The sequence below is a fragment of the Azomonas macrocytogenes genome, from assembly GCF_014191985.1.
GTDB classification, from domain to species: Bacteria; Pseudomonadota; Gammaproteobacteria; order Pseudomonadales; family Pseudomonadaceae; genus Azomonas; species Azomonas macrocytogenes.
Genome location: NZ_JACHXI010000001.1, coordinates 206904 through 233678 on the forward strand (window position 1 = coordinate 206904; position 26775 = coordinate 233678).

Consider the following 26775-nt stretch of genomic DNA (forward strand, 5'->3'; position numbering starts at 1 on the left):
TCCAGGCCGCAAAAACGACAAATAACCGACAGGTGTATTTCAGCAGTTGGGATATTCACAAGCCTTTCAGCAGCTCGCGAACGACCATGAACTCTCGCTGTATACGCTCGACTATCTGTGCAATATCACTTACCTCCGCATCCCTGGCCAGCTGCTCCAGCGTATGACAGAGGTTGGCCAGGCTGCTGGCCCCCATATTGCTGCTGCTGCCTTTGAGACTGTGGGCAAGCCGGCGCAGCTCGCCAAGCTGCTGGTCGGTATAAGCTTCCTCCAGCAGCTTCAGGCGATTTTCCGAATCGGCGACATAGGTGTCGACGAGCGCAGCGAGCCGGTCGCCCATGATCAATTTCAAGTTGTTCAACGTACTGTCATCCAGATGAACGTCTGGCAAAGGTCATCCCTCAGTCAAGGTGTCGCAAGACCAGTCGAATTCTGCGCTCAATCCACGTCCATCAGGCTGCCACTCGAAGCGCGTACATAATTGCCGAACCAGCTTGAGGCCGCGCCCGCGCAGGCCAAGCAGCGAACATCGCTTGGTGATTATCCGGTCGACATCGAATCCAGCCCCGCTGTCGCGGATAGTGATTTTCAGCACGCCACCTGTCGGAGTGCGCCGGAAGCGCAGCTCGATACCGACAAATCCCTGGGTCAGCGCATGCAGGCGCTGATGCCGCAACGCGTAATAATGACCAAACCCCTCGGCATCGCATTTTATGGTGGAGTCCATTTCAAGGACTCCGTATTCCAGGGCATTGGAATAGAGCTCCGCCAGCACGGTATAAATGGCTCCAGCCTGGTCTGCCAGCTCGCGTACCTGCAAGATCAGTTGCAGCAACAGTGGCAGCGGATTGAATGTGCGCAGGGCTTCGGCACCCAGCTCGAACCCCACTGACCAGTCCAGTGGACTTGCCCCCGGCAAGGGCGCGGAAGAATAGGCTAGCGGCGCCAGCCTCAGTGCTTCATCCAGAACAATCTCGACCAGGCTCAGGTCATCCTGCGCCTGACCGTGAAAATCCAGCAAAGCCTGCTGGATAGTGTCAAAAAAACCGGAATCATGGGCGCAGTCCAGAATAGCCCGCAAGCGCCCCATGCCAAAGGGCTCGCCCTGCGCATTGCGGGTTTCCAGCACCCCATCGGAAAGCAGCACCAGGCGGTCGCCCGGCATGATCGGACAAGCCTCGAAGCAGCTATCGAACTTCGCCGACTCCAGCACGCCCAGCGGCAAATGGCGGGATACCAGCTCATGTCGCTGGCCGTTGCGGCTCAGTAGAAAACCGGCCGGCATGCCACCGCTCCACACCTTCAGCAACTGATGCTGCAGGTCGATTTCCAGCAGCATCGCGCAACAGAACATCTCGACCGGCAGGATGCGACCAAGCTTGCCGTTCAGTTCGCAGAGGATATCGGCACTGCTGTATCCCTTGCTGGTCATGCCGTAGAAGGTTTCCGCCAGCGGCATCGCCCCCACGGCTGCAGGCAGGCCGTGCCCGGTGAAATCCCCCAGCAGAACATGCAGGGCACCGGTCGGTGTCTGCGCCACCAGCAACAAGTCGCCATTGAACAGTGCCAGGGGCGATTGCCGGTAGCGGATACCCGGGACATTCGGGCAACCGCTATGCGCCACCTTGTCGAAAATCTGCTTGGCCAGGCGCTGCTCGTTGAGCAATTGGTGGTGCTGGCGAGCAATCAGATCCCGCTGCTGCAAAACGGTGGTTTGCAGCACGCGCAAGCGATTCATGGCCTGGATCTTGGCATCGAGAACGATCGGGTTGTAGGGCTTGGAAAGAAAGTCATCGCCTCCCGCTCCGAGCGCATTGACCAACGCCTCGTTCTCTACCAGCGAGGTCAGGAAAATGATCGGCACCAGTTCATCGCCGGCCAGCCGCTTGATCTCCCGGGCCGCCTGGAAACCGTCCATGATCGGCATCTGCGCATCCATCAGGACGATTTGCGGATGCTCTTCGCGAAACAGTGCCACGGCTTCTTCGCCATTGGCTGCGATCAGGACGCGGTGCCCGCACCGCTCGAGCAAGGCGGAAAGAATCAATTGGTCGGATGGGCTGTCATCGGCGACCAGGATGGACAGCCCGGCATAGGCCATCAAGCGATCTCGAATAGCTGCTCGAAGCTCGCAATGGACAATATCTCGCGCACTGTGGAGCCACAGTTGATCAAGCGGATATCGGCCTCGTCGCCGCCGGCGAAATCGCGCAGCAGCAACAGCATGCCGAGCGCCGAGCTGTCCAGATAGGTGGTATTGGCGAAATCGATCACATAGCGCTTGGGGTGGATTCCGGCACATCGGTAGCAATCGCGGAAATCCTGGTGCTTGTTGAAATCGAAACGCCCTGGAATGGCAATGATCAACTCATCCCCATCGGCCGAAGGGTGTGAAACGATGGTCATGCGATTCTCCTGAAAGGGTTCGTCTCGCAGTGCCTAGTGTACAGGCAGTCCTTCGGCAAACCCAGGCGACTCTCTTGCAATTGAGATGTATCACTCAGATAGACCGGCAGCAACGATTCAGGATCCGTAATCATTCGGTTCCTGGTCGCCTGCCGGCCAGGCGCTGGCAGAATTCGTCGAGCACTTTCTGCTCATGCCTGTCAGCCGCAACACGGGCCTGCCGCAGGTAACGCTCCACCAGCTTGCGCAGCCCGTCCAGGCGGGCATTGCGCTGTTGCCATTGCCGGCGCAGCTTGTCCAGATTGTCCTGGTGCCAGGCAACGCTGCGCTGCTGTTGGGTAACGGCGACTTCCATCTGCGCCAGGAAGCGCTGGTAATTCATCAACCATTGCCCGGAAACACCACTGCTGCCCCGGCTCAACCATTGCTGCTGATAATCGCGGTAGTAACGCTCCAACTCGCCGAGCTTGTCTTCGGCCTGGGTCAACAGAACCTGGCCTTGGCCAAGCTTCCTGGCCGCCTCGCGCTCGGCGCGCTCGGCCATTTCGATTACAGGTTGCAGGCGTTCAGCGGTACTGGATGCCACAGGCAAGCCTCCTTAGCGCTTGGCGACCAGCAATGTGGACAAACGTGTCGTGCTTTGTGCCAGTGTTTCGCTTTCATTGAGTCCCTGGCGCAGGAACGCCGACATTTCGGCCTGCAATGAAATAGCCAGATCGGTTTTCGGATCGCCACCCGGCACATAGGCACCCACACTGAGCAGATCGCGACTCTGCTGGTAACGGGACCACAACTGCTTGAAATGCTGAGCGTTCTTCACCTGCTCGGCATCCACTACTTGCGGCATTACCCGGCTGATGGACGCCTCGATATCGATGGCCGGGTAATGCCCTTCTTCCGCCAGCCGGCGAGACAATACGATATGACCGTCGAGCACACCGCGCGCCGCATCGGCGATCGGATCCTGCTGATCGTCGCCCTCGGACAAGACCGTATAGAAGGCGGTGATCGAGCCGCCGCCCTGCTCCGCATTACCGGCCCGCTCCACCAGGCTGGGCAGTTTGGCGAACACCGACGGCGGATAGCCCTTGGTCGCCGGCGGCTCGCCGATGGCCAGGGCGATTTCACGTTGGGCCTGGGCAAAACGGGTCAGCGAATCCATCAGAAGCAGTACATTCCTGCCTTTGTCGCGAAAATATTCGGCGATTCGTGTGCAATACATGGCGGCCCGCAAACGCATCAGCGGTGCCTCGTCTGCTGGCGAGGCAACTACTACCGAGCGCTTGAGGCTTTCCTCGCCAAGGCTATGCTCGATGAACTCTTTGACCTCGCGACCACGCTCGCCGATCAACCCGACCACGATGATGTCCGCCGCGGTAAAACGGGTCATCATGCCAAGCAGAACGCTCTTGCCGACGCCAGTACCGGCAAACAGCCCCAGACGCTGCCCGCGCCCGACTGTAAGCAGACCGTTGATGCTGCGCACGCCCACATCCAGCGGCTCGTCGATCGGATGACGCTTGAGCGGGTTGATCGTCGGTCCTTCCAGTGGCACCCAGTCCTCGGCCTTCATCCCTCCCTTGCCGTCCAGCGCCCGGCCAGCGCCATCGAGTACCCGACCGAGCATCGAGCTGCCCATGGGCAAACGACCGGTATTGGGCACTGGCACCACCCGGGCGCCGGGTGCAATTCCGGCCAGACTGCCGACCGGCATGAGATAAAGCCTGCCACCGGAAAAACCCATGACCTCGGCCTCGACCTGGCGCGCCTGGTATTGGTCGTCATTGACGATCAGGCAGCGGCTGCCTACAGCCGCGCGCAGGCCCTCAGCCTCAAGCGTCAGCCCGACCATGCGCAGCAGGCGTCCTTCGAGGATCGGTTGGCTGGGCAGCTCCAAGGCACCGAGGTAAGTCTCGAAGCGGCGGGCGAAACTGACCCGCTCAAGGCGCATCGTCGCCCCCCAGTTCCAGGCTCAGATCCGCAGCGGGCGGATTGGTGGCGTTTTCCCGTTGCTGCTCGAATAACTGCTCGATGGCCTGCGCAAGACGCGTCTCGATACTGGCATCGATCCGGCTATGCTCGGTTTCGATCCGGCAACCACCGGCCAGCAATTCGTCGTCCTCAAGGATTCGCCATTTCTCTTCGTGGCGCTCGCGCAGTGCCTTGATCTGCTCGAAGTCCTGCGGGTTGACGTGGATACGGATATTCTGCGCCCCCATCGGCAACAGCTTGAGCGCTTCGCGCAAGACGTGGGCGATCATGCTCGAATCGGCCAGCAGATCGCGGCGGATCACCTGGCGGGCCAACTGCCCCAGCAACGTGAGCATGGCGTGTTCGAGGTTGCGATCCTGATCGGCGATCGGCTCCATGAGCTGTCCCATCAGTCGCTCCAGATTCTGCAGGCACGGTGCCAGGGTTGCCTCGGCTTCTTGCCGGGCCTTGAGCTGGCCGGCATGGAAACCTTCCTTTTCTCCCGTGGCAAATCCCTCGTTATAGGCATCCTGGTAGGCGTCCTGACGAATGGCTTCCAGCTCTTCGAGCGTCAGCGGTTTGACTTGCTCGACCGGAACATCCTCGATTTCGCCGACCGGCTCGGGATCGGCCTCGACCTCGGTCTGTGCGGTTTCATCCGGCTCGGCTTCTTCCGCCGCGGCGGGCTCTGCGGGCGGATCGAAACTGGGCAACGCCCAGCGGTCGAACACGCCGAGATCCCGTCCACGGATCAACTCGCTGGAATCGTCTTTACTCATGGGGAACTCAGATCATTTCACCGCCGCCCTTGCCACCCAGGGAAATCTCTCCCGCATCGGCCATGCGCCGGGCGACGGTCAGGATTTCCTTCTGCGCAGCTTCCACATCGCTGACCCGCACCGGTCCTTTCGACTCCAGATCGTCACGCAGCAATTCGGCAGCACGTTTGGACATGTTTTTGAAAAACTTTTCCTGGATCGCATCGTCGGCGCCTTTGAGTGCCATTACCAGCACATCGGAAGATATCTCGCGCAGCAGCGACTGAATGCCACGATCATCGACATCGGCCAGGTTACCGAAGACGAACATCAAGTCTTCGATCTTGCCGGAAAGATCCGTATCCACTTCACGGATGGCTTCCATCAATTGGCCTTCGAGCGAGCTATCCAGGAAGTTCATGATATCTGCAGCACGCTTGACGCCACCCAGGGCGGTACGGCTGGTATTGGAGTTGCCGGAGAACTGCTTCTCGAGGATCTGATTGAGCTCCTTGAGCGCGGCCGGCTGCACGGTATGCAGCGAAGAAACGCGTAGGATGATGTCCAACCTGGCCTTGGGGTCGAAATATGACAGGATCTCGCTGGCCTGGTCGGGATCCAGGTAGGCAATGACGATGGCCTGGATCTGCGGATGCTCGTAGCGAATGACATCGGCGACAGCGCGGGCTTCCATCCATTTCAGGCTGTCCAGACCGCTGGTATTGCCACCGAGCAGGATACGGTCGATCAAGCCGCCGGCCTTCTCGTCGCCCAGGGCCTGGGTGAGCATTTTGCGAATGTAGCTATCGGAGCCGATTCCGAGGCTGGTTTGGTGGCCGACCAGCTCGACGAATTCGCTCATCACCGTTTCGATCTGCTCGCGCTGGATATTGCCCATCTGGGCCATGGCGGTTCCTACCCGCTGGACCTCCTTCGGCCCGAGGTGGCGCAACACCTGGGCGGCGTCACTCTCACCCAGCGCAAGCAGCAGGATAGCGGCCTTGTCGACCTTGTTCAGCTTGTCTGCAGCGCGATTATTATTCATTGGCGTTGATCCACTCTTTCACGACCATGGCCACTCGCCCCGGGTCCTCGGCCACCAGGCTCTTGATTGCCTTGAGCTGGGCATCGTAGCCCTCGGTCGGACCGGGCAACAGGATCGCTTGCGGTCCACTCAGGCTGACCCGGTCGCCAGGTAGATCATCCAGTTCTTCGTCCAGCTCGTCACTGGCTGGGCTGGCAGTAGCCAATTCAGGCTTTTCACCGGCCAGGTTCTTCAACACGGGGCGCAACACACCGAATACCAGCCCCAGGAGGAATAGAGCTCCGAGGACCTGCTTGACGATGTCCCAGAACCAGGGCTGCGTATAGAAAGGAATATCCAGGTCCGCTTCGGCAACTTCGGGCGCGAAGGACGTGTTGATCACGCTGACGCTGTCGCCCCGGCTGGCATCGTAGCCCACGGCATCCTGAACCAGCCGGGTGAAGCGTGCCAAATCCTCGGCACTCCAGGCAGTGCGCACCGCCTGTCCATTGGCGTCGGCATGCATTCGGTCGTCCAGCACCACGGCGACCGACAAGCGGCGCAAGCGGCCTTGCTGCTGGCGCGTATGGCTGACAGAGCGATCCAACTCGTAGTTGCGGGTGGCCTGCTCGCGCTTGTCGGACGGATAAGGGGCCAGCATCGGCAGGCCGGTGGCCGGATCGACGATCTGCTGGCCATTGGCGTCCACCAATGGCTGGCCGGCCGCTACCGGGCCGGCCGCCGCGGTCTGCTGGCCGGTCGTCTCGGGCGCCGAAGCAGCTCCCGGAGGCTGGTTGCTCAGCGCACCGGGAATCCCTTGCGGGCCGCCCTGGCCGCTCTGGCGCTGCTCGTTGACGCTCTGCTCACTACGTAGCGCCGGCTGCTCGGGGTTGAAGGTCTCGGCAGTCGATTCCACTGCGCTGAAATCCACATCGGCGGAAACTTCCGCCTTGTAGCGGCCGTTGCCGAGCACAGGCTGCAGCATGTTCTGCACGCGCTGGGTGTAGACGCTCTCCAGGCGACGGCTGTAGTCGAACTGCTTGCCGGCCATGGTCAGTTCGGACAGCTCCTGCTGGTCGGACAGCAGCGTCCCCTTCTGGTCCACCACCGTGACCTGGGACTTGGAGAGCTCGGGCACGCTGGTCGCCACCAGATTGACGACCGCCATGACCTGGCTCGGCTCCAGAGTCCGCCCCGGATAGAGTTCCACCAGTACCGAAGCGCTGGGCTTGCGGTCGTCGCGGACGAACACCGAGCTTTTTGGAATGGCCAGGTGCACACGGGCGCCTTTCACATTGTTCAGGCTGGAAATGGTTCGCGCCAACTCGCCTTCCAGGCCACGGCGATAGCGGGTGGTCTCCATGAACTGGCTGCTACCCAGGCCCTGATCCTTGTCAAGAATCTCGAAACCGACGTTGCTGTCGGCCGGGGCGATACCAGCACCGGCCAGCTTCAGGCGTGCCCGTCCCAAATCGTCGGCCTTCACCAGCAAGGCACCGGAATTGGGTTCGACCGTATAGGCAATATCCGCAGCGGAAAGGGTTTCCATCACCCGGTTGGTATCCATGCCGGCAAGGCTTGCCAGCAACGGACGATAGTCAGGCTGCTGCGACCAGAGCACGACGGCGAACCCGATGGCTACACTGGCTGCCAGCCCGACCAGCAGGCCGACTTGGCGCAGCATGGAGATTTCCGCCAAGTTGTCCAGAAAAGCCAGCCCCAGCAAGGATTTGCGTGAGTCGCCGGCACCGCTTGGCACAGGAACGTTACTGCTTGCCGCGTCAGCCATGATTCAATCCGCCTCAAACCGGCATTTGCATGATGTCTTGATAAGCCTGGACCAGCTTGTTGCGTACCTGGGTCACAGCCTGGAAGGAAACGCTGGCTTTCTGTGAGGCGATCATCACATCGGTAATATCGACACCGCCCTGCCCCATCTCGAAGGCGCTGGCCAGGTGGCTCGAAGCCTGTTGGGTTGCGTTGACCTTGCCGATGGCCTGGCCGAGCAGGTCGGCAAAGTCGGGATTTTCAACCGGTGAAGCCACCTCCGGCCTGGCACGCGCCATGGCCTCCATGTGCATGGAGCGCATTTCCAGCAGCAAACGATTGAATTGAACACCCTGCTCCATCTAGCGACCCTCGACACCTGCATTTTTTTGACGCTTTGCGCCGTGCCAGCAAGTAAACGCAACAAGGATGCCAAATCCGCGAAGATCGCAAGGTCAAGCTGCCGGCGCTGCGCGCAGGCGGGGAAAACGAACAATCAGCTCAATTCTGCGACAACGGCAGTCAATGCCTGGGCAGGGTCGCTGGCCTGGGTGATCGGCCGACCGATCACCAGAAAATCCGCTCCAGCGCGCAGAGCCTGGGCCGGCGTGAGGATACGGCGCTGATCGTCTGCGGCGCTACCGGCGGGACGAATACCCGGTGTGACCAGTTGCAACCGAGCAAATTGCTGCTTGAGTGCCGCAGCCTCTTGCGCCGAGCAGACCAGACCATCCAGACCGGCCCGTTCAGCCAGCCCCGCCAGACGCAGCACCTGCCGTGCCGGCTCGACATCCAGGCCGATATCGCGCAAGTCGGCCTGCTCCATGCTGGTCAGTACCGTGACGCCGATCAGCAGCGGGCGTTTGCCACCACGGCGTTCAAGGATTTCACGGCAGGCTGTCAACATCCGCAGCCCTCCCGAGCAATGCACATTGACCATCCAGACCCCAAGTTCGGCAGCAGCCTCGACAGCCAGGGCAGCGGTATTGGGGATGTCATGGAATTTGAGGTCCAGAAAAACCTCAAATCCTTTATGCTGCAGCGCTTCGACGATGGCGGGCCCGGCACGGGTGAACAGCTCCTTGCCGACCTTGACCCGGCAGAGCGTCGGGTCAAGTCGTTCCGCCATCACCAGCGCGGCATCATGGGAAGGGCAGTCGAGCGCGACGATAAGCGGAGTCTGGCAGGTCATGGGTATGGTCTCGAACAAAAGCGGCGTGCATTGTCGCAGAAAACCTCCCGATTGCCTCCTGTGAGCAAGCCGGACCAACCCGCCGCTCTCGCAACGGAACACGCAGTATCCCGATAGTTGGAGAATTCCTATGCCGTGGTACATCTGGTTGATAATCCTGGTCACGCTCGGCTCGATCATCGGCAGCCTGCTGATGCTGCGCAAGACGGCCCAGCGCATTCCCCTGACGCAGGAGCAGAAGGAGCGCATCGCCAAGCGCAACGCACAACTGGACGCCGAGGAAGAACGCGAAAAACGCGAACGCGACCGCTGAAGTAAAAGGTACGCAAGCCCGACCGGCTTGCGCATCAGCAAAATCGTGACCATCACGCACGACCGTGTTCAGCGTGGAATGCTGAAAGCCCCTTGCTCGTCGGAAAAAATGATTTCGACCCGGCGATTACGTGCGCGCCCTCTACCAGAAGCGTTGTCGGCGACCCGGAAGCGCTCGCCATAACCCACTCTTTCGACCTGTTCCGGGTCGACCCCAAGATCAATGAGCATATCGGCCACGGCCTGAGCCCGCTTGCGTGATAGCGTCAGGTTATCGTCAGCGTCGCCACGGTTGTCGGCGTAGCCTTCGACACGTACGCGGCGCAACGGATTGAACTGAAGAAACCGAGCCAATCGGAGCAAGATCCGGTTAGCCGACCGGTTGAGCCGGAAACTGCCATCGGCAAACAGGACATCATCCAGGGTAACGAGTAACCCACGGTTCGATTCCTCGGCCGCCAAGTCGATCCTCTGTTCGTCGAATGCCGGTGCGCTTTCACGCAAGGCAAACTGCAGATGATCGATGGTTCTTTCCAGACGGGCGATCTGCTCCTGGTTACGCTCGACCCGGCTCTGCAACAAGGCGATCTCGCTATAGCGCCGGCTCAGGTATGCATAATGAATCGCATCCTCGGCGCCACCCCAATAACCAGAGAAGCGCTGGGCATGCACCAGTGTCTCTGCGGCACGCTGTACCTCGCGCGGCGCACTGCGCAGGACATAGGTATCGTCCCTGATCGCTAGAAAATCGGCTTGCGCCGCACGCAAGGCCTGATCCTTATCCTGCTGTAGCCCGGTACAACCTGCCAGGCCCAGCAGCCCTCCCAGCAGGGCTGCATAACGCAACGCGCTCACCGCGCACCTCCCGCCTGCGAGCGCAGGCGCCGGATATGCTGATTCAGGCTGTCCAGCTGCTCCTGGCTTTTTATGTCGAGCAGCTTTGCCTCCGCCACGCGCGCATCCAGTTCCGCCTGCTCGGCGAGCAGGCGGGCCTGCCTGTTTTCCCCATCGGCCAGGGCACTCCTAGCCTGGGCCAGCTTGCTTTCAGCCATGGCCAGCTCGCCTACTTCCCCAACAGCACCGACGGCCCTGGCTTGCGCGATCACCTGTTCACTCAGGCGCAACTGCTCGGCCGGGGCCGGATCGCTGGCACAGCCAGCCAGTACTAAAAGACCTGCCATGCAGACAGGAAATACATATGCTTTCACGGCAACGGGTCCTGATTCACAACGCCTGAGGTCTTTTGCCGTTCGAGCCAGCGTTCAAGGTTTGTTTTCAGCAATTCTTGCGGCAGCCCGGTAGCTTGCAGTTCGGCCATTTTCAACGCTAGTTGACTGCGCAGCCATGAATCATTGCAGGCTGACTCATGAGAGATGGCCAGATGCATGTCGTACATCAGAATCGGTGGTTCCAGCATGATCAATTCATCCGCTTGCCCTCTCGCCATCTGCATGGCGGCAGCCGAATAGCGCTCCAGGAGCAGGTAATCCGCATTGCCTGCGACCAGCTCATTCACGGCACTGGCTGTATCGGCAACGGTTCGCAGATCCAGGTATTCGCGAGCAAACGCGTCAAATGGCTGGCCCAACCCCGTTGCCCCGGCAAGGACGCCCTTGTGTCCGATCAGGCTTTCCTGTCCGGCATAGTCGAATGGCCGTGCCTTGGCGATCCAGGGCGAAACCTGCAGTTGCGCAATGGTCGGATAGATAAAGTCCATCCCCTCCGGTAAGCGGTCAGCCACCTGACGAGCATCGAGCAATACATCGATCCGGCCGGAGCGAACCTCGTCCAGCGCTTGGCTCGCATCGCCGCTATACAGCAGGTCCAGCTTCAGTCCGAGCGAATCGGCAAGCCGCTGCAACAGCTCAGCATTGGCCCCGAGCAGACGCTCGGGCTGCTGCGGGTCGCGCCAGAGAAACGGCGGATTATCCGCCGCGCCGGTGGCAACGATACGCTCACACTTGCCGGCGGCACTGGCCAGCAACGGCAGCATCAGCATGAGTACGCATGTCCCATACCGCAGGATAAAAGCCAACGTCATGCAAGAACTTCCTTTTCAGGACCGAAGGGATAGTCAAAGAAAAACCCGCTGCATGAGCGGGCTTTATCGAAGGCTGGAGGCTGAACGAAGATCAGCTTTCCAACCTTCTTAGAGCCTGTTCACGATCTCGCGAGCTAGAGCCAGACAAGGCGAAAATGGCTGAGGAAGCGGAGTTTACGAGTGGTAAATGAGCATTCCGAAGCCATTTTCAACGCCGTTTGGCCGACGCGCAGCAGATCGTGAACAGGTTCTTAGCCTCCAGCGGCTTCCATTGCAGCAAGCATGGTACGGGTTCAGACCAGCTTTTCCAGCTCCGGAATCACTTCGAACAGGTCGCCCACCAGACCGTAATCGGCGACCTGGAAAATCGGGGCCTCCGGGTCTTTGTTGATCGCCACGATCACTTTGGAATCCTTCATCCCGGCCAGGTGCTGGATGGCCCCGGAAATTCCTACCGCGATATACAGCTGCGGCGCGACGATCTTGCCAGTCTGGCCGACCTGCAGATCGTTCGGCACGAAACCGGCGTCCACAGCTGCACGCGAGGCACCGACAGCAGCACCCAGCTTGTCGGCCAGCGTGTAGAGCATCTGGAAGTTGTCGCTGCTCAACATGCCGCGCCCACCGGAAATCACGATTTTGGCAGAGCCCAGTTCGGGACGGTCGGACTTGGCCACTTCCTCGCCGAGGAATGTGGATTTGCCGGCATCGCCGGCGGCGGCAACCTGCTCGATCGCTGCCGAACCACCCTGGGCACTTGCGGGATCAAAACCGGTGGTGCGCACGCTGATTACCTTGATCGGCGCCGAAGATTGCACGGTGGCGATAGCGTTGCCCGCATAGATCGGACGCTTGAAGGTATCGGCGCCTTCCACGGCAATAATGTCGGAGATCTGGTCGACATCCAGCAGCGCAGCCACACGCGGCAGATAGTTCTTGCCGTTGGTGCTGGCCGGTGCCAGGACATGAGAATACCCCTTGGCCAGACCGACGATCAGCGGCGCGATATTCTCCGGTAGCTGATGGGCGTAGATCGCATCGTCAGCCACCAGGACTTTGGACACACCGTCGATCTTGGCCGCCGCTTCAGCAGCAGCCGTGCAACCGGAACCAGCGACCAGTACGTGGATATCACCACCGATGGCTTGGGCGGCGGTGACGGTATTCAGGGTAGCGGCAGCCAGGACCGCGTTGTCGTGTTCTGCGATAACCAGGATTGCCATTTAGATCACCTTCGCCTCGTTTTTCAGTTTTTCCACCAGTTCGGCCACGGACGCGACCTTGATGCCGGGACTGCGCTCGGCTGGCGCTTCGACCTTCAGCACTTTGATACTGGAGGACAGGGAAACCCCCAGATCCTCTGGCTTGAGGATGTCCAGCGGCTTTTTCTTGGCCTTCATGATGTTCGGCAGTGAGGCGTAGCGCGGCTCGTTCAGGCGCAGGTCGGTAGTGATGACGGCAGGCAGCGCCAGCTCGACGATCTGCAGGCCGCCGTCGATTTCGCGGGTGACCTTGATCTTGTCGCCGTCGGCTTCCAGCTTGGAAGCGAAGGTACCTTGCGGGTAACCGGTCAGCGCGGCGAGCATCTGGCCGGTCTGGTTGTTGTCGCTGTCGATGGCCTGCTTGCCGAGGATGACCAGCTGCGGCTGCTCCTTGTCCACCACAGCCTTGAGCAGCTTGGCCACGGCCAGGGAACCCAGTTCGTCGTTGGTTTCGACCAGGATGGCGCGATCACCGCCCAACGCCAGGGCGGTGCGCAGTTGCTCCTGAGCGGCATTCGGGCCGATGGAAACCACGACGATTTCACTCGCCACCTTCTTTTCCTTCAGGCGAACAGCCTCTTCCACGGCGATTTCGCAAAAAGGATTCATCGACATCTTGACGTTGGCAAGATCGACGCCGGAATTATCCGGCTTGACGCGGACCTTGACGTTGTAGTCGACCACTCGTTTGACAGCCACCAGAACCTTCATAGATTCCTCGTCTCCTTCAAATAGGTTGGATTGCGCCGAGGCGAACCGGGCCAGGCTCATGACCCGGACCCTTGACAACTCGCTGGGCGAGCGCGAACGGCCAGTATCTTGACTGCAGGACCTGAGGGGGTCAATAAACCCTGGAGGTGCCATCGAGCCTGCGCATTTGACAGAAGCCTGCGGCAATTCGGCTGGAGCGGTAGCGAAATTCGACTAAACGTTCACCTTGGAGGCTGTTCGAAGGGACATATATACTGCCGGGCTTTGACTTGATCGCTGCGGCGATCAGTCCCCTATAAGCGCTGTTCACGATCCGGCAAAGCGGATTCCGGACACGGAAAATCGGGCAAGGCCTGGTCACTAGATGCGGCGAATGAACGCTCCACGCTCAAGTTTCACCTGCCCGGGCGTGGCGCAGTGCCTCGACCGGGACGGCTTCCAGTTCCGTTTCGAGATGTCCAGTCCACCCCGTGAACAGCCGCCAGAAAAGCCTTGAGCAGGAGACAGCCTATGGAACGCGAATATATGGAGTTCGACGTGGTCATCGTCGGCGCCGGCCCAGCCGGTTTGTCGGCGGCCTGTCGGCTGAAGCAGAAGGCCGCGGCAGCCGGCCAGGACATCAGCGTTTGCGTGGTTGAGAAAGGTTCCGAAGTCGGTGCCCACATCCTTTCCGGCGCAGTCTTCGAACCACGCGCCTTGAACGAGCTGTTTCCTGACTGGAAGGAACTCGGTGCGCCACTGGAAACACCGGTGAAACAGGATGATATCCATCTGTTCACCGGCCCGCAGCACACCACCAAGCTACCGAATAAGCTGGTTCCCAAGACCATGCACAACACCGGCAACTACATCATTTCCCTCGGGAACCTGTGCCGCTGGCTGGCCCAGCAGGCAGAAAACCTTGGCGTCGAGATCTACCCGGGATTCGCGGCCCAGCAGCCGCTGCTCGACGATCAGGGCGTGGTGCGCGGCATCATTACCGGCGATCTGGGCGTGGACCGCCAGGGCAACCCCAAGGAAGGCGTGTATACGCCGGGTATGGAGTTACGCGCCAAGTACACGCTGTTCGCCGAAGGTAGCCGTGGCCATATTGGCAAGCAACTGATCAAGCGCTTCCAGCTCAACGCCCAGGTCGACCCGCAACACTACGCCATCGGCATCAAGGAGCTCTGGGACATCGACCCGGCCAAGCACCAACCGGGCTTGGTAGTACATACCGCAGGCTGGCCGCTGAACGACCAGAATCCTGGCGGCGCTTTTCTTTATCATCTGGAAAACCACCAGGTGGCAGTCGGTCTGATCGCGGATCTCTCCTACAGCAATCCCTACCTGTCGCCATTCGACGAGTTCCAGCGCTACAAGCACCACCCTGTCATCAGCCAGTATCTGGAAGGCGGCAAGCGCGTTGCCTACGGCGCCCGGTCGATCACCAAGGGCGGCTTGAACTCCCTGCCGAAAATGACCTTCAAGGGCGGTATCCTGATCGGCTGCGATGCCGGCACCCTGAACTTCGCCAAGATCAAGGGCAGCCACACAGCGATGAAATCCGGCATGCTCGCCGCCGAGACCATCGCCGATGCATTGCTCGCGGGTAACGCCGGAGGCGAAGAGTTGACCGCCTACGCCGACAGCTTCAAGAGCAGTTGGGTGTACGAAGAGCTGTATCGCAGCCGCAATTTCGGCGCAGCGCTGCACAAGTGGGGGGCTGTTTATGGCGGTGCCTTCAACTTCATCGACCAGAATCTGTTCGACGGCAAGTTTCCGTTCACGCTGCACGACAGAAAGCCGGATCATGCCTGCCTGAAACGGGCCGCCGACGCGAAGAAGATCGAATACCCCAAACCCGATGGCAAGCTCAGCTTCGACAAGTTGAGCTCGGTGTTTCTGTCCAATACCAATCATGAGGAAGACCAGCCGGTTCACCTCAGACTGGCCGATCCGAATATTCCAATCGAACAGAACCTGCCGCAGTTCGACGAGCCAGCCCAGCGCTACTGCCCGGCCGGTGTGTATGAAATCGTGAACCAGGACGATGGCAGCAAGCGCTTCCAGATCAACGCGCAGAATTGCGTGCACTGCAAGACCTGTGACATCAAGGACCCGGCACAGAACATCACCTGGGTCGCACCGGAAGGCAGCGGCGGGCCGAACTATCCCAACATGTAAACGCGAAAAGGCCCGCCCGGGCCTTTTTCCTTATATAACAATTGTTTTTTACTCTACAGGACCAATCGGGAAAAACACGCCCTGGCTCCAGACACCCAGCCAGCCTTGCCCCTCAATATCCTTTGGCACGGCCAGTTCGACCAACGGGTAGAAAACATTTCGATGAATCCGGGCCTCCAGGTTGGCTCTTACATGCACGTAGGGCGACGGCTCCTGGGTCTCGGGATCGAGTTCGATGCGAATAGGATGCTCAGGACCTGCCATAACCTCATCCCCGACATGGGTGGTGAATACCAGCACCTGCTCTTCGCCTTGCCCAGAGGCTTCCAGGCGAACCGCCACAAAAGGCACATCTTCAACCTGAATACCCACCTTCTCCACCGGAGTTACCAGAAAGTAAGCCTCCCCATCGCGCCGGATCACCCGCGAAAATAGCCGGACCATCGCTGGCCGCCCAATCGGCGTCCCCAGGTAATACCAGGTACCGTCCCGTGCAATGCGCATGTCCAGATCACCACAAAACGGCGGGTTCCATAGATGTACCGGTGCCGGTTTCCCATCGGTACTTGCAGGGAGTTGCCCCAATAAATCCGGGGCCTTGCCGGAAAAGGTCGAATCGGACATAGCTGCCTCCGTCAACGAGAAAGGCCGAGCAGATGCCGGGCATACTCGTCGAGTGGCGGCCTCAGCAGATCTTCCGGCCTTGCGTCATAGATAGACAGGATTCCGCCACGGCTGCGGATACGCGCGGCATCCACCAGATAGCGGGTTCCCGTTTCGAACACCATCAGTTGGATCACACTGCTATCGACCCCCAGCCGATCGACCGCACGCTGGCTGTTCCATTCGTCGTAGCTGCCGATCCGATCATCCGCTGCGGCAAAGCGAACATAAAGTATGTAGTTGGCACCAGCCACAGTCGCCTGGTTCCAGGCTTCGTCCAGGCCGAGCGGACCGGGCGCGCGCTGCACCAGGGGAAAATATTCGACGAACCCCTTGAACGCTTCCTCAGCCACTACGTTCGAGCGTGGATAGGCATTGCCCGGCGGTACGAAATGGCCCTGGGCGATATAGATGGAAGAGTCGGGCTGTAGCCGCCAATTGCTGGCCCGGCGGGTCTCGCTGTGATCGAGAATGCCAGCATCGCTCAGGTGATAACGCGTGCCCTGCGCCATATCGCTGACATTCATGCAACCAGCCAGGCAGAACGGCAACAAGGCCAAGGGCGCAATCCGCATGTGATCTGTCTCCTTACCGGACGTCGGGAAACCGGCATATTCATAGCCAATGGCAATATCCAGGCCACCACTCACATGCAAAACGGAATCCTTGGCTCCCAGATCTCCGCGCAACATGCGCGCCACCAGCAGACCATCGCAACCGATGGAGTATCATCCCAGGCGATCCTGACCTGCCCGGAGCCCTCATGAATCTCTCGCTCGACGAATTTCCCCAGGCCACCGGCCTGCGCTACCTGAACCATGCTGCCGTGGCTCCCTGGCCGAAACGTGCAGCGCTTGCCGTCGCCGCCTTTGCCGAACAGAACCTGCAGATCGGCGCACGCGATTACCCGCAATGGCTGAAGCTGGAGCAGCGCCTGCGCGAACGCCTGATGCGCTTGCTGAACGCACCGAGCACCGCGGATGTAGCGCTGGTGAAAAACACCTCGGAAGCCTTGTCTTTCGTCGCCTTCGGACTGGACTGGAAGAGCGGCGACCAAATCGTCATCAGCAACGAGGAATTCCCATCGAACCGGGTAGTCTGGGAAGCCCTGCGCCCCCAGGGTGTGGAAGTGATCGAGGTCGCCCTCACAGGCAACGATCCCGAGGCTGCGCTGCTGGCAGCCTGCGGCCCCAGGGTTCGCCTGATGTCGATCAGCGCTGTGCAGTACGGCAGCGGCCTGCGCCTGGATCTGGAAAGACTGGGCAGCGGCTGCGAGCAGCGCGGCGTGCTGCTTTGTATCGATGCCATCCAGCAACTGGGCGCACAACCTTTCGACGTGCAAGCCAATCGCTGCGCCTTTGCTATGGCCGATGGCCACAAATGGATGCTCGGCCCGGAAGGACTGGGCGTGTTCTATTGCCGCCGCGAGCTGCGGGAACAACTGAAACTGCACGAATACGGCTGGCACATGCTGGAAAATGCCGGCGACTACGACCGACGCGACTGGCAACCCGCCAAAACCGCCCGACGCTTTGAATGCGGCAGCCCCAACATGCTGGGCAGCATAGCGCTGGAAGCCAGCCTCTCGCTGCTTGAAGAAGTCGGCATGCCGCAAGTGGCTCGGGAATTGGCCGAGCGCACCAGCTACCTGCAGCAGCAGTTGAAAACGATTGCTGGAGTGGAACTCCTGAGCCCGGTCGATCCATCTCGGCGCGCCGGCATCCTCACCTTCAGCCTCGCCGGCTGGGACAAGCAGGCATTGTTCGAACGACTGAGAACGGAACAGGTGGTTTGCGCCATGCGTGGCGGCGGCATCCGCTTCTCGCCGCATTTCTATACGCCACTACCAGTGATCGACGAAACCCTGGCTCTGCTGAAAGCATTCGCCAAAGGCTGACCGGCCCGCCCCACAGATCGGCTCTGGACCGCAAAGCCGATCTGCTCAAGCAACCCTGGCGAGCGGAAACAAACGCTTGAAATTACGGGTGGTGTGCTCGGCAAACTGCTCCAGGCCAACACCACGCAGCTCGGCCAGAAACGCAGCGACCTCATGGACATATTGCGGCAGGTTGGGTTTGCCCCGGTAAGGAACCGGCGCCAGGTACGGTGAATCGGTTTCTACCAGCAGGCGATCTTCAGGGACGCGGCGCGCAACCTCGCGCAAGGCTTCGGCGTTGCGAAAGGTGACGATGCCGGAAAAGGAAATATAGAACCCCATGTCCAGGGCGGACCTGGCCATCGCCCAATCCTCGGTGAAGCAGTGCAAAACCCCCGCTTGGGGTAAAGCAGCCTCTTTCAATAGCTCCAGCGTATCGGCGCGAGCGGCGCGGGTATGCACGATCACTGGCTTGCCAGTCATACGCGCCACATTCAGATGTAGAAGAAAGGAGCGTTTCTGCCGCTCGGCGGATTGCGGGTCGTAATGGTAATCCAGCCCGGTTTCACCAATCGCCACCACTCGCGGGTGATTGACTTCATTCAGCAGCCAGTCCAGCGCGGGATCGAAATCTGGCTCCAGGTCCAGAGGATGAATCCCAACCGAACAGTCGACATCTTCGTAGCGCTCGGCCAAAGACTTGACTGTTGCGGTGTTGGCGGCATTGATGCCGATACAGAGAAAATGGCCCACACCTTTCCCTCGGGCGGCCTGCAGGGCAGCGTCGAGAGAACCGCCGTGGATGGCCAGATCAAGACGATCGAGATGGCAATGAGAATCTACCAGCATGGAAACCACCGGGATGAAAGGCTCGAACAAGTCGGATTTATAGTAAAGCGACCACGTACCCACCCTCGATAAGCGAGGCAGCAGTACATCTGAATGGTCACGGGAAAAAGTACAAAGCTACAGGGTGTGTGTTGGCCGATCCGATTTTTGCGTACCAGCCAGATAAGTTTCTATCTTGCTGCACACAGCACTGTCGCTCTCGCTGAACTGCACACCGATACCCGCCGCACGATTACCCTGGGCCCCTTTCGGCGTAATCCAGACAACCTTGCCGCTGACCGGGATTTTCTCCGGTTCGTCTAAAAGGCTCATCAACAGGAAGACCTCATCGCCCAACCTGTAGCTTCTACTGGTAGGAACGAACAGGCCGCCGCGCTTGATGAATGGCATATAGGCTGCGTAAAGCGCGGATGTATCCTTGATGGTCAGCGATAGGATACCGTTACGCTGACCCAGATTTGGCGGCAGACTCATTTGTTATTTCCAGCTAAACGATGTGAAGACACCTTTAGTCTAGTTCCTGACTGGCAGATTTGCCCACTGTACCAGCAACGCTTCGAGCAGCAGTACTTTGTTCAGATTCGCCTTGGCCAATACTTTCTGTCGTTGCGCCAGCAGCCATTCCTGCATGGCAATAACCCGGGCCTGGGACGATTTTTCCGCCAGATACTGAATTACCTTGGCCATATCCTGACTACCAACTTCACTGGCGTTCGATTGCCAGCGCAAGATCAGCAAGGACCATTCAAAGAACCAGTCGAACAGCAATACCAGCGGCAACGTATTCCAGCTCTCAGCCAACTGGCTGGGTGACTGTTGCTGCTTGTGTAATTTCTTGATGCCATCGACTACCTGGGCACGCATGCTCAATACGTCTTGCCTGTAGAGCTTGAACGCCAACAGCGGCGAACCTGCAGCCAGTTGCAACAGCGTCTCGCGCTCCTCTACTGAGAGTTCAGGCAGAGAAGTTGCCAGCCACGCCAGGCTTTCCCCGGTTCGCGGCAGCGGACAAGCCTGCTGGATACAACGACTCCTGATGGTCGGTAATAACCGGCTCGGCTGATGGCTGACGAGCAGCAACTGGGTATTGCCAGAAGGCTCTTCCAGGCTTTTCAGCAGTGCATTGGCCGCATTCAGGTTCATTGCTTCGGCCGGCTCCAGCAAAACCACCTTGCGCCCCCCCAATTGCGGAGTCTGGGCGACGAAATCCACCAACTCGCGAACCTGATCGACTCGAATGACCTTATCGACGTCCTCCGGTTCGAGGATGAATAGATCCGGATGGGTTCCTGCTGCCAAAAGCAGGCAAGCCTTGCATTGCCCACAAGGGGCATGATTCTGCGGCTGCTGGCACAGCAGCAAGGCCATCAACCGCTCGGCCAGATCACGCTTGCCGATACCAGTCGGGCCATGCAGGAGATAGGCATGGGCATGTTGGGAACGGCCAGCCAGCCGCTGCCACAAGCCAGCCTGCCAAGAGTACTCAGCCATGCAGGCGAGCCAGAAGTTCCGGCAGCAAGGCTTCGATGCTTTCCTGAACCATGGCCAGGGGCTGTGCCGCATCCAGAATCCGATAGCGCTCGGGAGCATGCCGAGCACGCTCCAGATAAGCACTTCGCACCGCATCGAAAAACACCTTGCCCTCCTGCTCGAAACGATCCAATCGCCCACGGGCTGCCGCACGTTCGAGCCCTATTTCTACCGGCAGATCGAACAACAATGTGAGATCGGGCCGCAATTCGTTTTGCACAAAGCGCTCCAGCAGAGCAATACGATCTTGCGCAAGACCACGACCTCCCCCCTGATAAGCATAAGTGGCATCCGTAAAGCGATCACATAACACTACTGCACCGCGCTCCAGCGCCGGCCGGATAACTCGGGCCAGATGCTGCGCACGAGCGGCGAAAACCAATAGCAGCTCGGTATCGGCAGCCATGGATTCGTCGCTCGGCGCCAGCAGCAACTCGCGAATCTGCTCCGCCAACGGAGTACCACCCGGCTCACGACTCAACACCACAGCGGCGCCATGGGCGCGTAGACGCGCAGCCAGATAGTCGCGATTGGTTGTTTTGCCTGCCCCTTCGGGGCCTTCCAGGGTGATGAAGAGTCCTTGTTTCACTCGGGGGTCTCACTGGGTGCTGGTGTTGGTGCTGGAGCAGTTTGAGGGACAGGAGCGGGGCTGGAACGATAATCATCCCGACGGTTGAGCTGATACTGGCGCACCGCGCGGTTATGCTCTTCCAGAGTATCGCTGAACTCATGGCTGCCATCACCTCGAGCAACGAAATACAGACTCTCTCCCTCGGCTGGGTGTAACGCCGCATGAATGGCCTTGCGTCCAACCAAGGCAATCGGCGTCGGCGGCAGGCCAGGCTTGATGTAGGTATTGTATGGCGTCGCCTGGAGTAAATGAGCGCGAGTGATACGGCCCGCATAATCCTCACCCAGCCCATAGATCACCGTCGGATCGGTTTGCAGCAACATATTGCGCGCCAGGCGCCGCACGAATACCCCAGCGATTTCGCCACGCTCGCTGGGTACACCGGTTTCTTTTTCGATGATCGACGCCATGATCAAGGCCTGATAGGCATCTCGATAGGGCAAATTATCGGCCCGAGCTTCCCACTCTTCGCTCAATACGGTTTCCAGCCTGGCAAAAGCTTTTTTCAGCAACTCCAGATCGCTGTAACCACGCGTATAAAGATAGGTATCCGGGAAGAATCGGCCTTCCGGATGCAGTCCCGGATGCCCCAGGCGTTCCATTAATTGAGCATCATCCAGCCCCTGCAAGGTCTGGGTCAGTTTCGGCTGCGCCTGCATGGCACGACGTAGCTGGCGGAAGTTCCAGCCTTCCACCAACGTCAGGCTGTATTGCACCACCTCTCGGCGCCGCCAGAGCCCTATCATCTCCTCGACCCGCATACCGGGCAGCAGCCGATATTCCCCACTGAATAAGGTTTCGTGCGAGAGCTTCAGGCGCCAGTAAAGTCGGAGCCAAAAAGCATCCTTCAGCACACCTTCGGCTTCCAGGCGACGAAAAACTCCACCCGGTGTATCGCCAGGTTGCACATCAAGCAACAAAGCTTCGTTCAGCACCAGCGGCTGCTGTAGAGCGGAATGCTGTTTCCACATCGCCAACCCCAATCCCAGCAGTGCTGCCAGCACAAAAGCCAGAATGAAAAACAGTACTTTGCGAATCATGTGATTCCCATCAAATCCGATAGCAGCCCCTGCAACTCGAACGTTAACGGACCAACTGGCCAGGTATGCTCCTGCATCGCCTTAACAGGCCAGACACCATATTGGCTGTTGCATAAGAAGACCTCATCGGCTTGTAGCAATTCGCTAAATGAGATATCTCGAATATCGACTGGTATTTTTGCCTCTCGGGCCCGTTCGATAATCTCGGCCCGCATGACACCCGCGACACCGCAGCGGGCAAGCTCTGGTGTGAATAGCCGTCCGCTTCGCACCAGGAAAATATTACTGAATACCGCTTCGACAATGCGCCCGGAGGTATCTCGCATCAACCCCTCGGCATGGACGGAGTCCTGCCATTCAGCGCGCGCCAACACCTGCTCCAACCGATTGAGATGCTTGAGCCCAGCCAACAGCGGCTGCTCTGCAAGACGAGTTATGCAAGGAAACAGGCAAATCCCGGTACGTGCCCGATCAGCAGAATATAAAGGCACCGCCGAACCGATCAACAAGCGTCTGGGCTGGCAAGGTTGGGGTGGCGCATAACCGCGCAACCCACTTCCTCGGGTAAGAATCAGCTTGCAAACACCCTCTCCCAGAGTGGAGGCAAATACCTGTACCTCATAACGCAAGCCCGCCATGTCACAGGGAATCTGCAAACGACGACACCCTTCGGCCAAGCGCTGCAGATGGCGCTCGAACAGGCGGGGCTGGCCATCGCTAACTCTGATCGTCTCGAACAGACCATCACCATAGGCAAGCCCCCGATCATTGGCGGCTATCCCTTCAGACAGGCGACCGTCCAGCCAGATCAAGTTCACCTGACGAAGCGACGGAATAACAACGAACCGTTGGTACCACCGAAACCAAAGGAGTTGGACAAAGCGATTTCAATGAACCGCGACTTGGCCTGATGCGGCACAAAATCCAGATCGCACCCGTCATCGGGATCGTCCAGGTTGATGGTTGGCGGGGCGATCTGATCTTGTATCGCCAGGATAGTGAAGATAGCCTCGATTGCTCCGGCAGCACCGAGCAAGTGGCCGGTCATGGACTTGGTCGAACTGACCGATAGCTCGTAGGCGTGATCGCCAAAGATTTTCTTCAGCGCAGCAGCTTCCGCCTTGTCCCCGGCAGGCGTCGAGGTTCCATGGGCATTCACATACTGCACATCGCTCGGATTCAGTCCGGCATCCTGCATGGCGTTGCGCATGCAGCGGGCTGCACCGGCACCATCTTCCGGCGGAGCCGTCATGTGGAAAGCATCGGAGCTCATTCCAAAGCCGATCAGCTCGGCATAAATCGTGGCGCCCCGTGCTTTCGCATGCTCGAGCTCCTCCAGAATCAAGGCACCAGCGCCATCACCAAGGACAAAACCATCACGAGTCCTGTCCCAAGGACGACTGGCAGCGGCAGGGTCATCGTTTCGTGTAGACAATGCCCGGGCAGCCGCAAAACCACCGATCCCCAAGCCACAGGCAGCCATTTCAGCACCGCCGGCAACCATTACATCGGCTTCGCCATAGGAAATATTGCGAGCCGCCATACCAATGCAGTGGGTACCTGACGTACAGGCCGTGGCAATCGCATAGTTGGGGCCTTCCAGCCGCAGCTGGATCGAGAGAAACCCGGATACCATGTTGATAATCGAGCCGGGGACGAAAAAGGGTGAAATCCGTCGTGGTCCCTGCTCCATCAGAGCAACGCAATTGCTCTGGATATTGGTCAATCCGCCGATTCCAGAACCAACGGCCACCCCGATACGCTCCCGATTCGAATCGGTGATTTCCAGGCCAGAATTCCTGACTGCCTGAATACAGGCAGCAAGACCGTACTGAATGAACAGATCAAGCTTGCGAGCTTCCTTAGCTGGCAGGTACGGATCTATTTCGAAATTCTTTACCGAGCCGCCAAAGCGTGTAGAGAAGGTGGATAGATCCAAATGCTCGATCGGAGCAATACCGCTCCGACCGGCCAGAATCCCCTGCCAGCTGCTCGGCACATCGTTGCCCAGTGGCGATACCATGCCCATCCCGGTGACTACGACGCGTCTACGCGACACAGCTATTCTCCTTGTATTCGTCATGATCGGCGATGTCGCGTGCAAAACGAGGCGACAGTCGATATAGCTACTGGAAAAGCCCGGCAGATACCAAATCGACTCAAGCCGATTCAGGTACAAAATTCGAGAGCTAGCGTCGGGCTGTGGATTTGACCATATTGCGACCGAACTTTCGCTTCGAAGATCCGGAAACTCGCTCCAATGGCGAGTAAATCAATCAACCGTACCGATCTCTAGCCCAATATGTTTCCGCAAATATCATCACGGAAAAGCCGCACGACCTCCTTCAAGGCCGTGCGGCTTTTCGAGTGAAGCGGATTACAGCTGACTGCGCGTCTTACTGAGCGTTGGCAGTAATGTAATCAATTGCTTCCTGAACGGTAGTGATCTTCTCGGCTTGCTCGTCCGGAATCTCGGTCTCGAATTCTTCTTCCAGAGCCATAACCAGCTCGACGGTATCAAGAGAGTCGGCACCCAGGTCTTCGACAAAGGAAGCACTATTGGTCACTTCCTCTTCTTTGACGCCAAGTTGCTCGGAAACGATTTTCTTGACGCGTTCTTCGATGGTGCTCATAACCTTGTTTAAACTCCTATGAAAAATCCAGCCAGCTGGTTCGCGCGGTAGTTTATAGAAAGCTTTTTCCGCATTTCAAGCTGAAAGCAGTCCGCTGGGAAACCGCATTCAATCAATAATTCATAAAAACCAGCAATGATCTTCCGACAAATCTCGAATATTTCGAGAGTTTCCGGAAATCGCCTGGCTTTACATATACATGCCGCCATTTACCGGAATAGTCGCCCCAGTGATATAGGATGCGTCTTCTGAAGCCAGAAAAGCGACAACATTGGCAATTTCCTGAGCTTGCCCCAAACGCCCCAGCGGAATTTGCCCCAACAACGCTTCACGCTGCGCTTCCGGTAACTCGCGAGTCATATCGGTATCGATAAAACCAGGGGCTACGGCATTGACCGTAATACCACGCGATCCAACCTCTCGTGCCAATGCTCGACCGAAACCTTCGAGGCCAGCCTTGGCAGTAGCATAATTGACCTGCCCGGCATTGCCCATGGCACCGACCACCGATCCGATATTGATGATTCGCCCCCAGCGTGCCTTGGTCATCCCACGCAAAACCGCCTTGGATAGCCGATAAAGACTATTGAGATTGGTATTGATAACGTCATGCCACTCGTCATCCTTCATTCTCAGCATGAGGTTGTCGCGTGTAATGCCAGCATTATTGACCAGAATAGCCGGCTGCCCCAGATGCTGCTGGATATGTTCAAGTGTCTTGGCAACGGATTCATCGCTACCAACATCCAACAACAGCCCGGCACCCTGAACGCCGTTGTCCGTCAGCATCTCCGCAATACGCCCGGCTCCCGAATCCGTCGTTGCAGTACCAATGACGATAGCGCCACGGCGACCTAGCTCCAGCGCAATAGCCTGGCCGATTCCACGGCTTGCACCGGTCACCAACGCAACCCTGCCCTGCAGACTCATAGTGTTCTCCTTGTTCAAGCCAATGCTGCACACGTAGCAGCAAAAGCCTCTGGTGTATCCAGATTATAGGTATTGACACCTTTGACACAGCGCTTGTTAAGGCCGGAAAGCACTTTGCCGGGACCGCATTCCACCAAATCAGTGACACCCAGAGCATTCAATGCAACGATCGATTCGACCCAGCGTACCGGACTGTAGAGCTGAGCCAGCAAATCCTGCCGGAGGGTTTCGAGATCCCGCGCAATTGCTGCACTGACATTCTGCACCACAGGAATCTGCGGATTTTGCCAAGTCACCCCGCTAACGGCTTCGGCAAAATGCTCGGCAGCAGGACGCATCAGGTCACAATGCGAAGGCACACTCACCGGCAACGGCATGGCACGCTTGGCACCCCGCGCTTTGCAGGATTCGATGGCACGCCCCACGGCAGAGGCACTGCCGGCAATGACCACCTGACCAGGGGCGTTGTAATTCACTGCGCTGACTACCTCACCGTTTGCTGCTTCGAGACAGGCAGCCCTAACCTCGGCATCGCCCAATCCCAGGATGGCGGCCATGCCTCCCATTCCTGCCGGGACGGCCTGCTGCATCAACTGGCCACGCAATTCAACCAACTTGATCGCCTCGACAAATGGCAGGCATTCAGCAGCAACCAGCGCTGAGTACTCTCCCAGGCTGTGCCCGGTCACGAATGCCGGGCGACATTCACTTTTGGCAAGCCATAGCCGCCATAATGCGACCGAGGCGGCAAGAATCGCCGGCTGAGTCTTGTCGGTTTGGTTTAGATGCTCCTCCGGTCCCGATTGGGTCAGAGCCCACAGATCATACCCCAGAGCCTCCGAAGCCTCTTTGAACGTATCAATAATCAAAGGAAACCGGGCACCCGATTCACCAAGCATTCCCAGCGATTGGGAGCCCTGACCGGGGAAGACGAACGCAAGGGATGCGGTCATGTGACATGATCTCTTTTGGCAAACTACCAGCGGAGCCCGAAACCAGGCCTGCTGACTCGA

General features: G+C 58.8%; 30 protein-coding genes. 3 read left to right on the top strand and 27 right to left on the bottom strand.

The annotated features are described in order from the left end of the window. Positions 1–55: 55 nt before the first annotated feature. The 10 genes from FHR87_RS00960 to pyrF form a co-directional block, all read right to left on the bottom strand. Entirely contained in the window at positions 56–391 is a 336-nt protein-coding gene (locus FHR87_RS00960; RefSeq protein ID WP_183164823.1) for an Hpt domain-containing protein, read from the bottom strand. A 3-nt stretch (positions 392–394) separates the two neighbouring features. Continuing rightward, positions 395–2101 carry an ATP-binding SpoIIE family protein phosphatase gene (locus FHR87_RS00965; RefSeq protein WP_183164824.1) on the bottom strand — a complete coding sequence of 569 codons (1707 nt, stop codon included), beginning with the start codon at positions 2099–2101 and terminating at the stop codon, positions 395–397. Next, positions 2101–2406, bottom strand: coding sequence for an STAS domain-containing protein (locus FHR87_RS00970; RefSeq protein ID WP_183164825.1), 306 nt, complete (start codon positions 2404–2406; stop codon positions 2101–2103). The genes FHR87_RS00965 and FHR87_RS00970 overlap by 1 nt, the downstream gene beginning before the upstream one ends. A 130-nt stretch (positions 2407–2536) precedes the next feature. Then, positions 2537–2992 (bottom strand): flagellar export protein FliJ, encoded by a 456-nt coding sequence (gene fliJ, locus FHR87_RS00975; RefSeq protein WP_183164826.1) that lies wholly within the window; start codon positions 2990–2992, stop codon positions 2537–2539. A gap of 12 nt (positions 2993–3004) precedes the next feature. Beyond that, entirely contained in the window at positions 3005–4357 is a 1353-nt protein-coding gene (gene fliI, locus FHR87_RS00980; RefSeq protein WP_183164827.1) for a flagellar protein export ATPase FliI, read from the bottom strand. Beyond that, a complete protein-coding gene (fliH, locus tag FHR87_RS00985) occupies positions 4347–5156 on the bottom strand; it encodes a flagellar assembly protein FliH (protein WP_183164828.1) in 810 nt (269 codons plus the stop codon). The genes fliI and fliH overlap by 11 nt, the downstream gene beginning before the upstream one ends. Positions 5157–5163: 7 nt before the next feature. Continuing rightward, complete coding sequence (gene fliG / locus FHR87_RS00990; protein ID WP_183164829.1) at positions 5164–6180, bottom strand: flagellar motor switch protein FliG; 1017 nt, start codon at positions 6178–6180, stop codon at positions 5164–5166. Further along, on the bottom strand, positions 6173–7948 hold the full coding sequence (fliF, locus tag FHR87_RS00995; RefSeq protein ID WP_183164830.1) for a flagellar basal-body MS-ring/collar protein FliF: 1776 nt from the start codon (positions 7946–7948) through the stop codon (positions 6173–6175). The genes fliG and fliF overlap by 8 nt, the downstream gene beginning before the upstream one ends. A 13-nt stretch (positions 7949–7961) precedes the next feature. Next, positions 7962–8288 carry a flagellar hook-basal body complex protein FliE gene (gene fliE / locus FHR87_RS01000; RefSeq protein WP_183164831.1) on the bottom strand — a complete coding sequence of 109 codons (327 nt, stop codon included), beginning with the start codon at positions 8286–8288 and terminating at the stop codon, positions 7962–7964. A gap of 134 nt (positions 8289–8422) precedes the next feature. Next, the gene (gene pyrF, locus FHR87_RS01005) at positions 8423–9118 is read right to left on the bottom strand and encodes an orotidine-5'-phosphate decarboxylase (RefSeq protein WP_183164832.1); all 696 of its coding nucleotides are present in this window, start codon (positions 9116–9118) and stop codon (positions 8423–8425) included. Positions 9119–9248: 130 nt separating this feature from the next. Between pyrF and FHR87_RS01010 the strand changes: the two genes are divergently transcribed. Then, positions 9249–9431, top strand: a complete 183-nt coding sequence (locus FHR87_RS01010; protein ID WP_183164833.1) for a DUF2897 family protein — start codon at positions 9249–9251, stop codon at positions 9429–9431. A 68-nt stretch (positions 9432–9499) separates the two neighbouring features. Here FHR87_RS01010 and FHR87_RS01015 read toward each other — a convergent pair whose 3' ends face one another. The 5 genes from FHR87_RS01015 to FHR87_RS01035 all read right to left on the bottom strand — a co-directional run bounded on the left by FHR87_RS01015 (position 9500) and on the right by FHR87_RS01035 (position 13444). Continuing rightward, entirely contained in the window at positions 9500–10285 is a 786-nt protein-coding gene (locus tag FHR87_RS01015; protein WP_183164834.1) for an OmpA family protein, read from the bottom strand. Then, positions 10282–10611, bottom strand: a complete 330-nt coding sequence (locus FHR87_RS01020; protein ID WP_183165115.1) for a DUF4398 domain-containing protein — start codon at positions 10609–10611, stop codon at positions 10282–10284. The genes FHR87_RS01015 and FHR87_RS01020 overlap by 4 nt, the downstream gene beginning before the upstream one ends. A 23-nt stretch (positions 10612–10634) precedes the next feature. Continuing rightward, positions 10635–11471 (bottom strand): substrate-binding periplasmic protein, encoded by an 837-nt coding sequence (locus tag FHR87_RS01025; protein ID WP_183164835.1) that lies wholly within the window; start codon positions 11469–11471, stop codon positions 10635–10637. Positions 11472–11764: 293 nt separating this feature from the next. After that, positions 11765–12694 (bottom strand): electron transfer flavoprotein subunit alpha/FixB family protein, encoded by a 930-nt coding sequence (locus FHR87_RS01030; protein WP_183164836.1) that lies wholly within the window; start codon positions 12692–12694, stop codon positions 11765–11767. After that, complete coding sequence (locus FHR87_RS01035; protein WP_183165116.1) at positions 12695–13444, bottom strand: electron transfer flavoprotein subunit beta/FixA family protein; 750 nt, start codon at positions 13442–13444, stop codon at positions 12695–12697. 510 nt (positions 13445–13954) lie between these two features. Here FHR87_RS01035 and FHR87_RS01040 point away from each other — a divergent pair. Further along, on the top strand, positions 13955–15610 hold the full coding sequence (locus FHR87_RS01040) for an electron transfer flavoprotein-ubiquinone oxidoreductase (protein ID WP_183164837.1): 1656 nt from the start codon (positions 13955–13957) through the stop codon (positions 15608–15610). Positions 15611–15658: 48 nt separating this feature from the next. Here the strand turns inward: FHR87_RS01040 and FHR87_RS01045 are convergent, their stop codons facing one another. Together FHR87_RS01045 and FHR87_RS01050 are read right to left on the bottom strand one after the other, a co-directional pair. Further along, positions 15659–16234 (bottom strand): DUF1285 domain-containing protein, encoded by a 576-nt coding sequence (locus tag FHR87_RS01045; RefSeq protein ID WP_183164838.1) that lies wholly within the window; start codon positions 16232–16234, stop codon positions 15659–15661. 11 nt (positions 16235–16245) lie between these two features. Beyond that, entirely contained in the window at positions 16246–16848 is a 603-nt protein-coding gene (locus tag FHR87_RS01050) for a DUF4823 domain-containing protein (RefSeq protein ID WP_183165117.1), read from the bottom strand. Between the two features lie 188 nt (positions 16849–17036). Between FHR87_RS01050 and FHR87_RS01055 the strand changes: the two genes are divergently transcribed. Then, positions 17037–18170 (top strand): aminotransferase class V-fold PLP-dependent enzyme, encoded by a 1134-nt coding sequence (locus tag FHR87_RS01055; protein ID WP_183164839.1) that lies wholly within the window; start codon positions 17037–17039, stop codon positions 18168–18170. A gap of 45 nt (positions 18171–18215) precedes the next feature. On the opposite strand, the gene FHR87_RS01060 is transcribed toward FHR87_RS01055, so the two are convergent. From FHR87_RS01060 to fabD, 10 genes are all read right to left on the bottom strand, one after another. Then, complete coding sequence (locus FHR87_RS01060) at positions 18216–18998, bottom strand: TatD family hydrolase (protein ID WP_183164840.1); 783 nt, start codon at positions 18996–18998, stop codon at positions 18216–18218. Between the two features lie 117 nt (positions 18999–19115). Then, positions 19116–19472, bottom strand: a complete 357-nt coding sequence (locus FHR87_RS01065) for a PilZ domain-containing protein (protein ID WP_183164841.1) — start codon at positions 19470–19472, stop codon at positions 19116–19118. A gap of 39 nt (positions 19473–19511) precedes the next feature. Beyond that, positions 19512–20489: a DNA polymerase III subunit delta' gene (locus FHR87_RS01070; protein WP_183164842.1), complete on the bottom strand. Its 978-nt coding sequence runs from the start codon at positions 20487–20489 to the stop codon at positions 19512–19514. After that, a complete protein-coding gene (tmk, locus tag FHR87_RS01075) occupies positions 20482–21117 on the bottom strand; it encodes a dTMP kinase (protein ID WP_183164843.1) in 636 nt (211 codons plus the stop codon). The genes FHR87_RS01070 and tmk overlap by 8 nt, the downstream gene beginning before the upstream one ends. Then, positions 21114–22199 carry an endolytic transglycosylase MltG gene (gene mltG, locus FHR87_RS01080; protein ID WP_183164844.1) on the bottom strand — a complete coding sequence of 362 codons (1086 nt, stop codon included), beginning with the start codon at positions 22197–22199 and terminating at the stop codon, positions 21114–21116. Before mltG ends, tmk begins: the two co-directional genes overlap by 4 nt. Continuing rightward, positions 22196–23011: an aminodeoxychorismate lyase gene (pabC, locus tag FHR87_RS01085; protein ID WP_183165119.1), complete on the bottom strand. Its 816-nt coding sequence runs from the start codon at positions 23009–23011 to the stop codon at positions 22196–22198. Before pabC ends, mltG begins: the two co-directional genes overlap by 4 nt. A 2-nt stretch (positions 23012–23013) precedes the next feature. Beyond that, positions 23014–24258, bottom strand: coding sequence for a beta-ketoacyl-ACP synthase II (gene fabF / locus FHR87_RS01090; protein ID WP_183164845.1), 1245 nt, complete (start codon positions 24256–24258; stop codon positions 23014–23016). Positions 24259–24595: 337 nt separating this feature from the next. Continuing rightward, positions 24596–24832 (bottom strand): acyl carrier protein, encoded by a 237-nt coding sequence (acpP, locus tag FHR87_RS01095; RefSeq protein ID WP_183164846.1) that lies wholly within the window; start codon positions 24830–24832, stop codon positions 24596–24598. 189 nt (positions 24833–25021) lie between these two features. Further along, entirely contained in the window at positions 25022–25762 is a 741-nt protein-coding gene (gene fabG / locus FHR87_RS01100) for a 3-oxoacyl-ACP reductase FabG (protein ID WP_183164847.1), read from the bottom strand. Positions 25763–25776: 14 nt separating this feature from the next. Then, positions 25777–26715 carry an ACP S-malonyltransferase gene (gene fabD, locus FHR87_RS01105; RefSeq protein WP_183164848.1) on the bottom strand — a complete coding sequence of 313 codons (939 nt, stop codon included), beginning with the start codon at positions 26713–26715 and terminating at the stop codon, positions 25777–25779. Between the last annotated feature and the right edge of the window lie 60 nt (positions 26716–26775).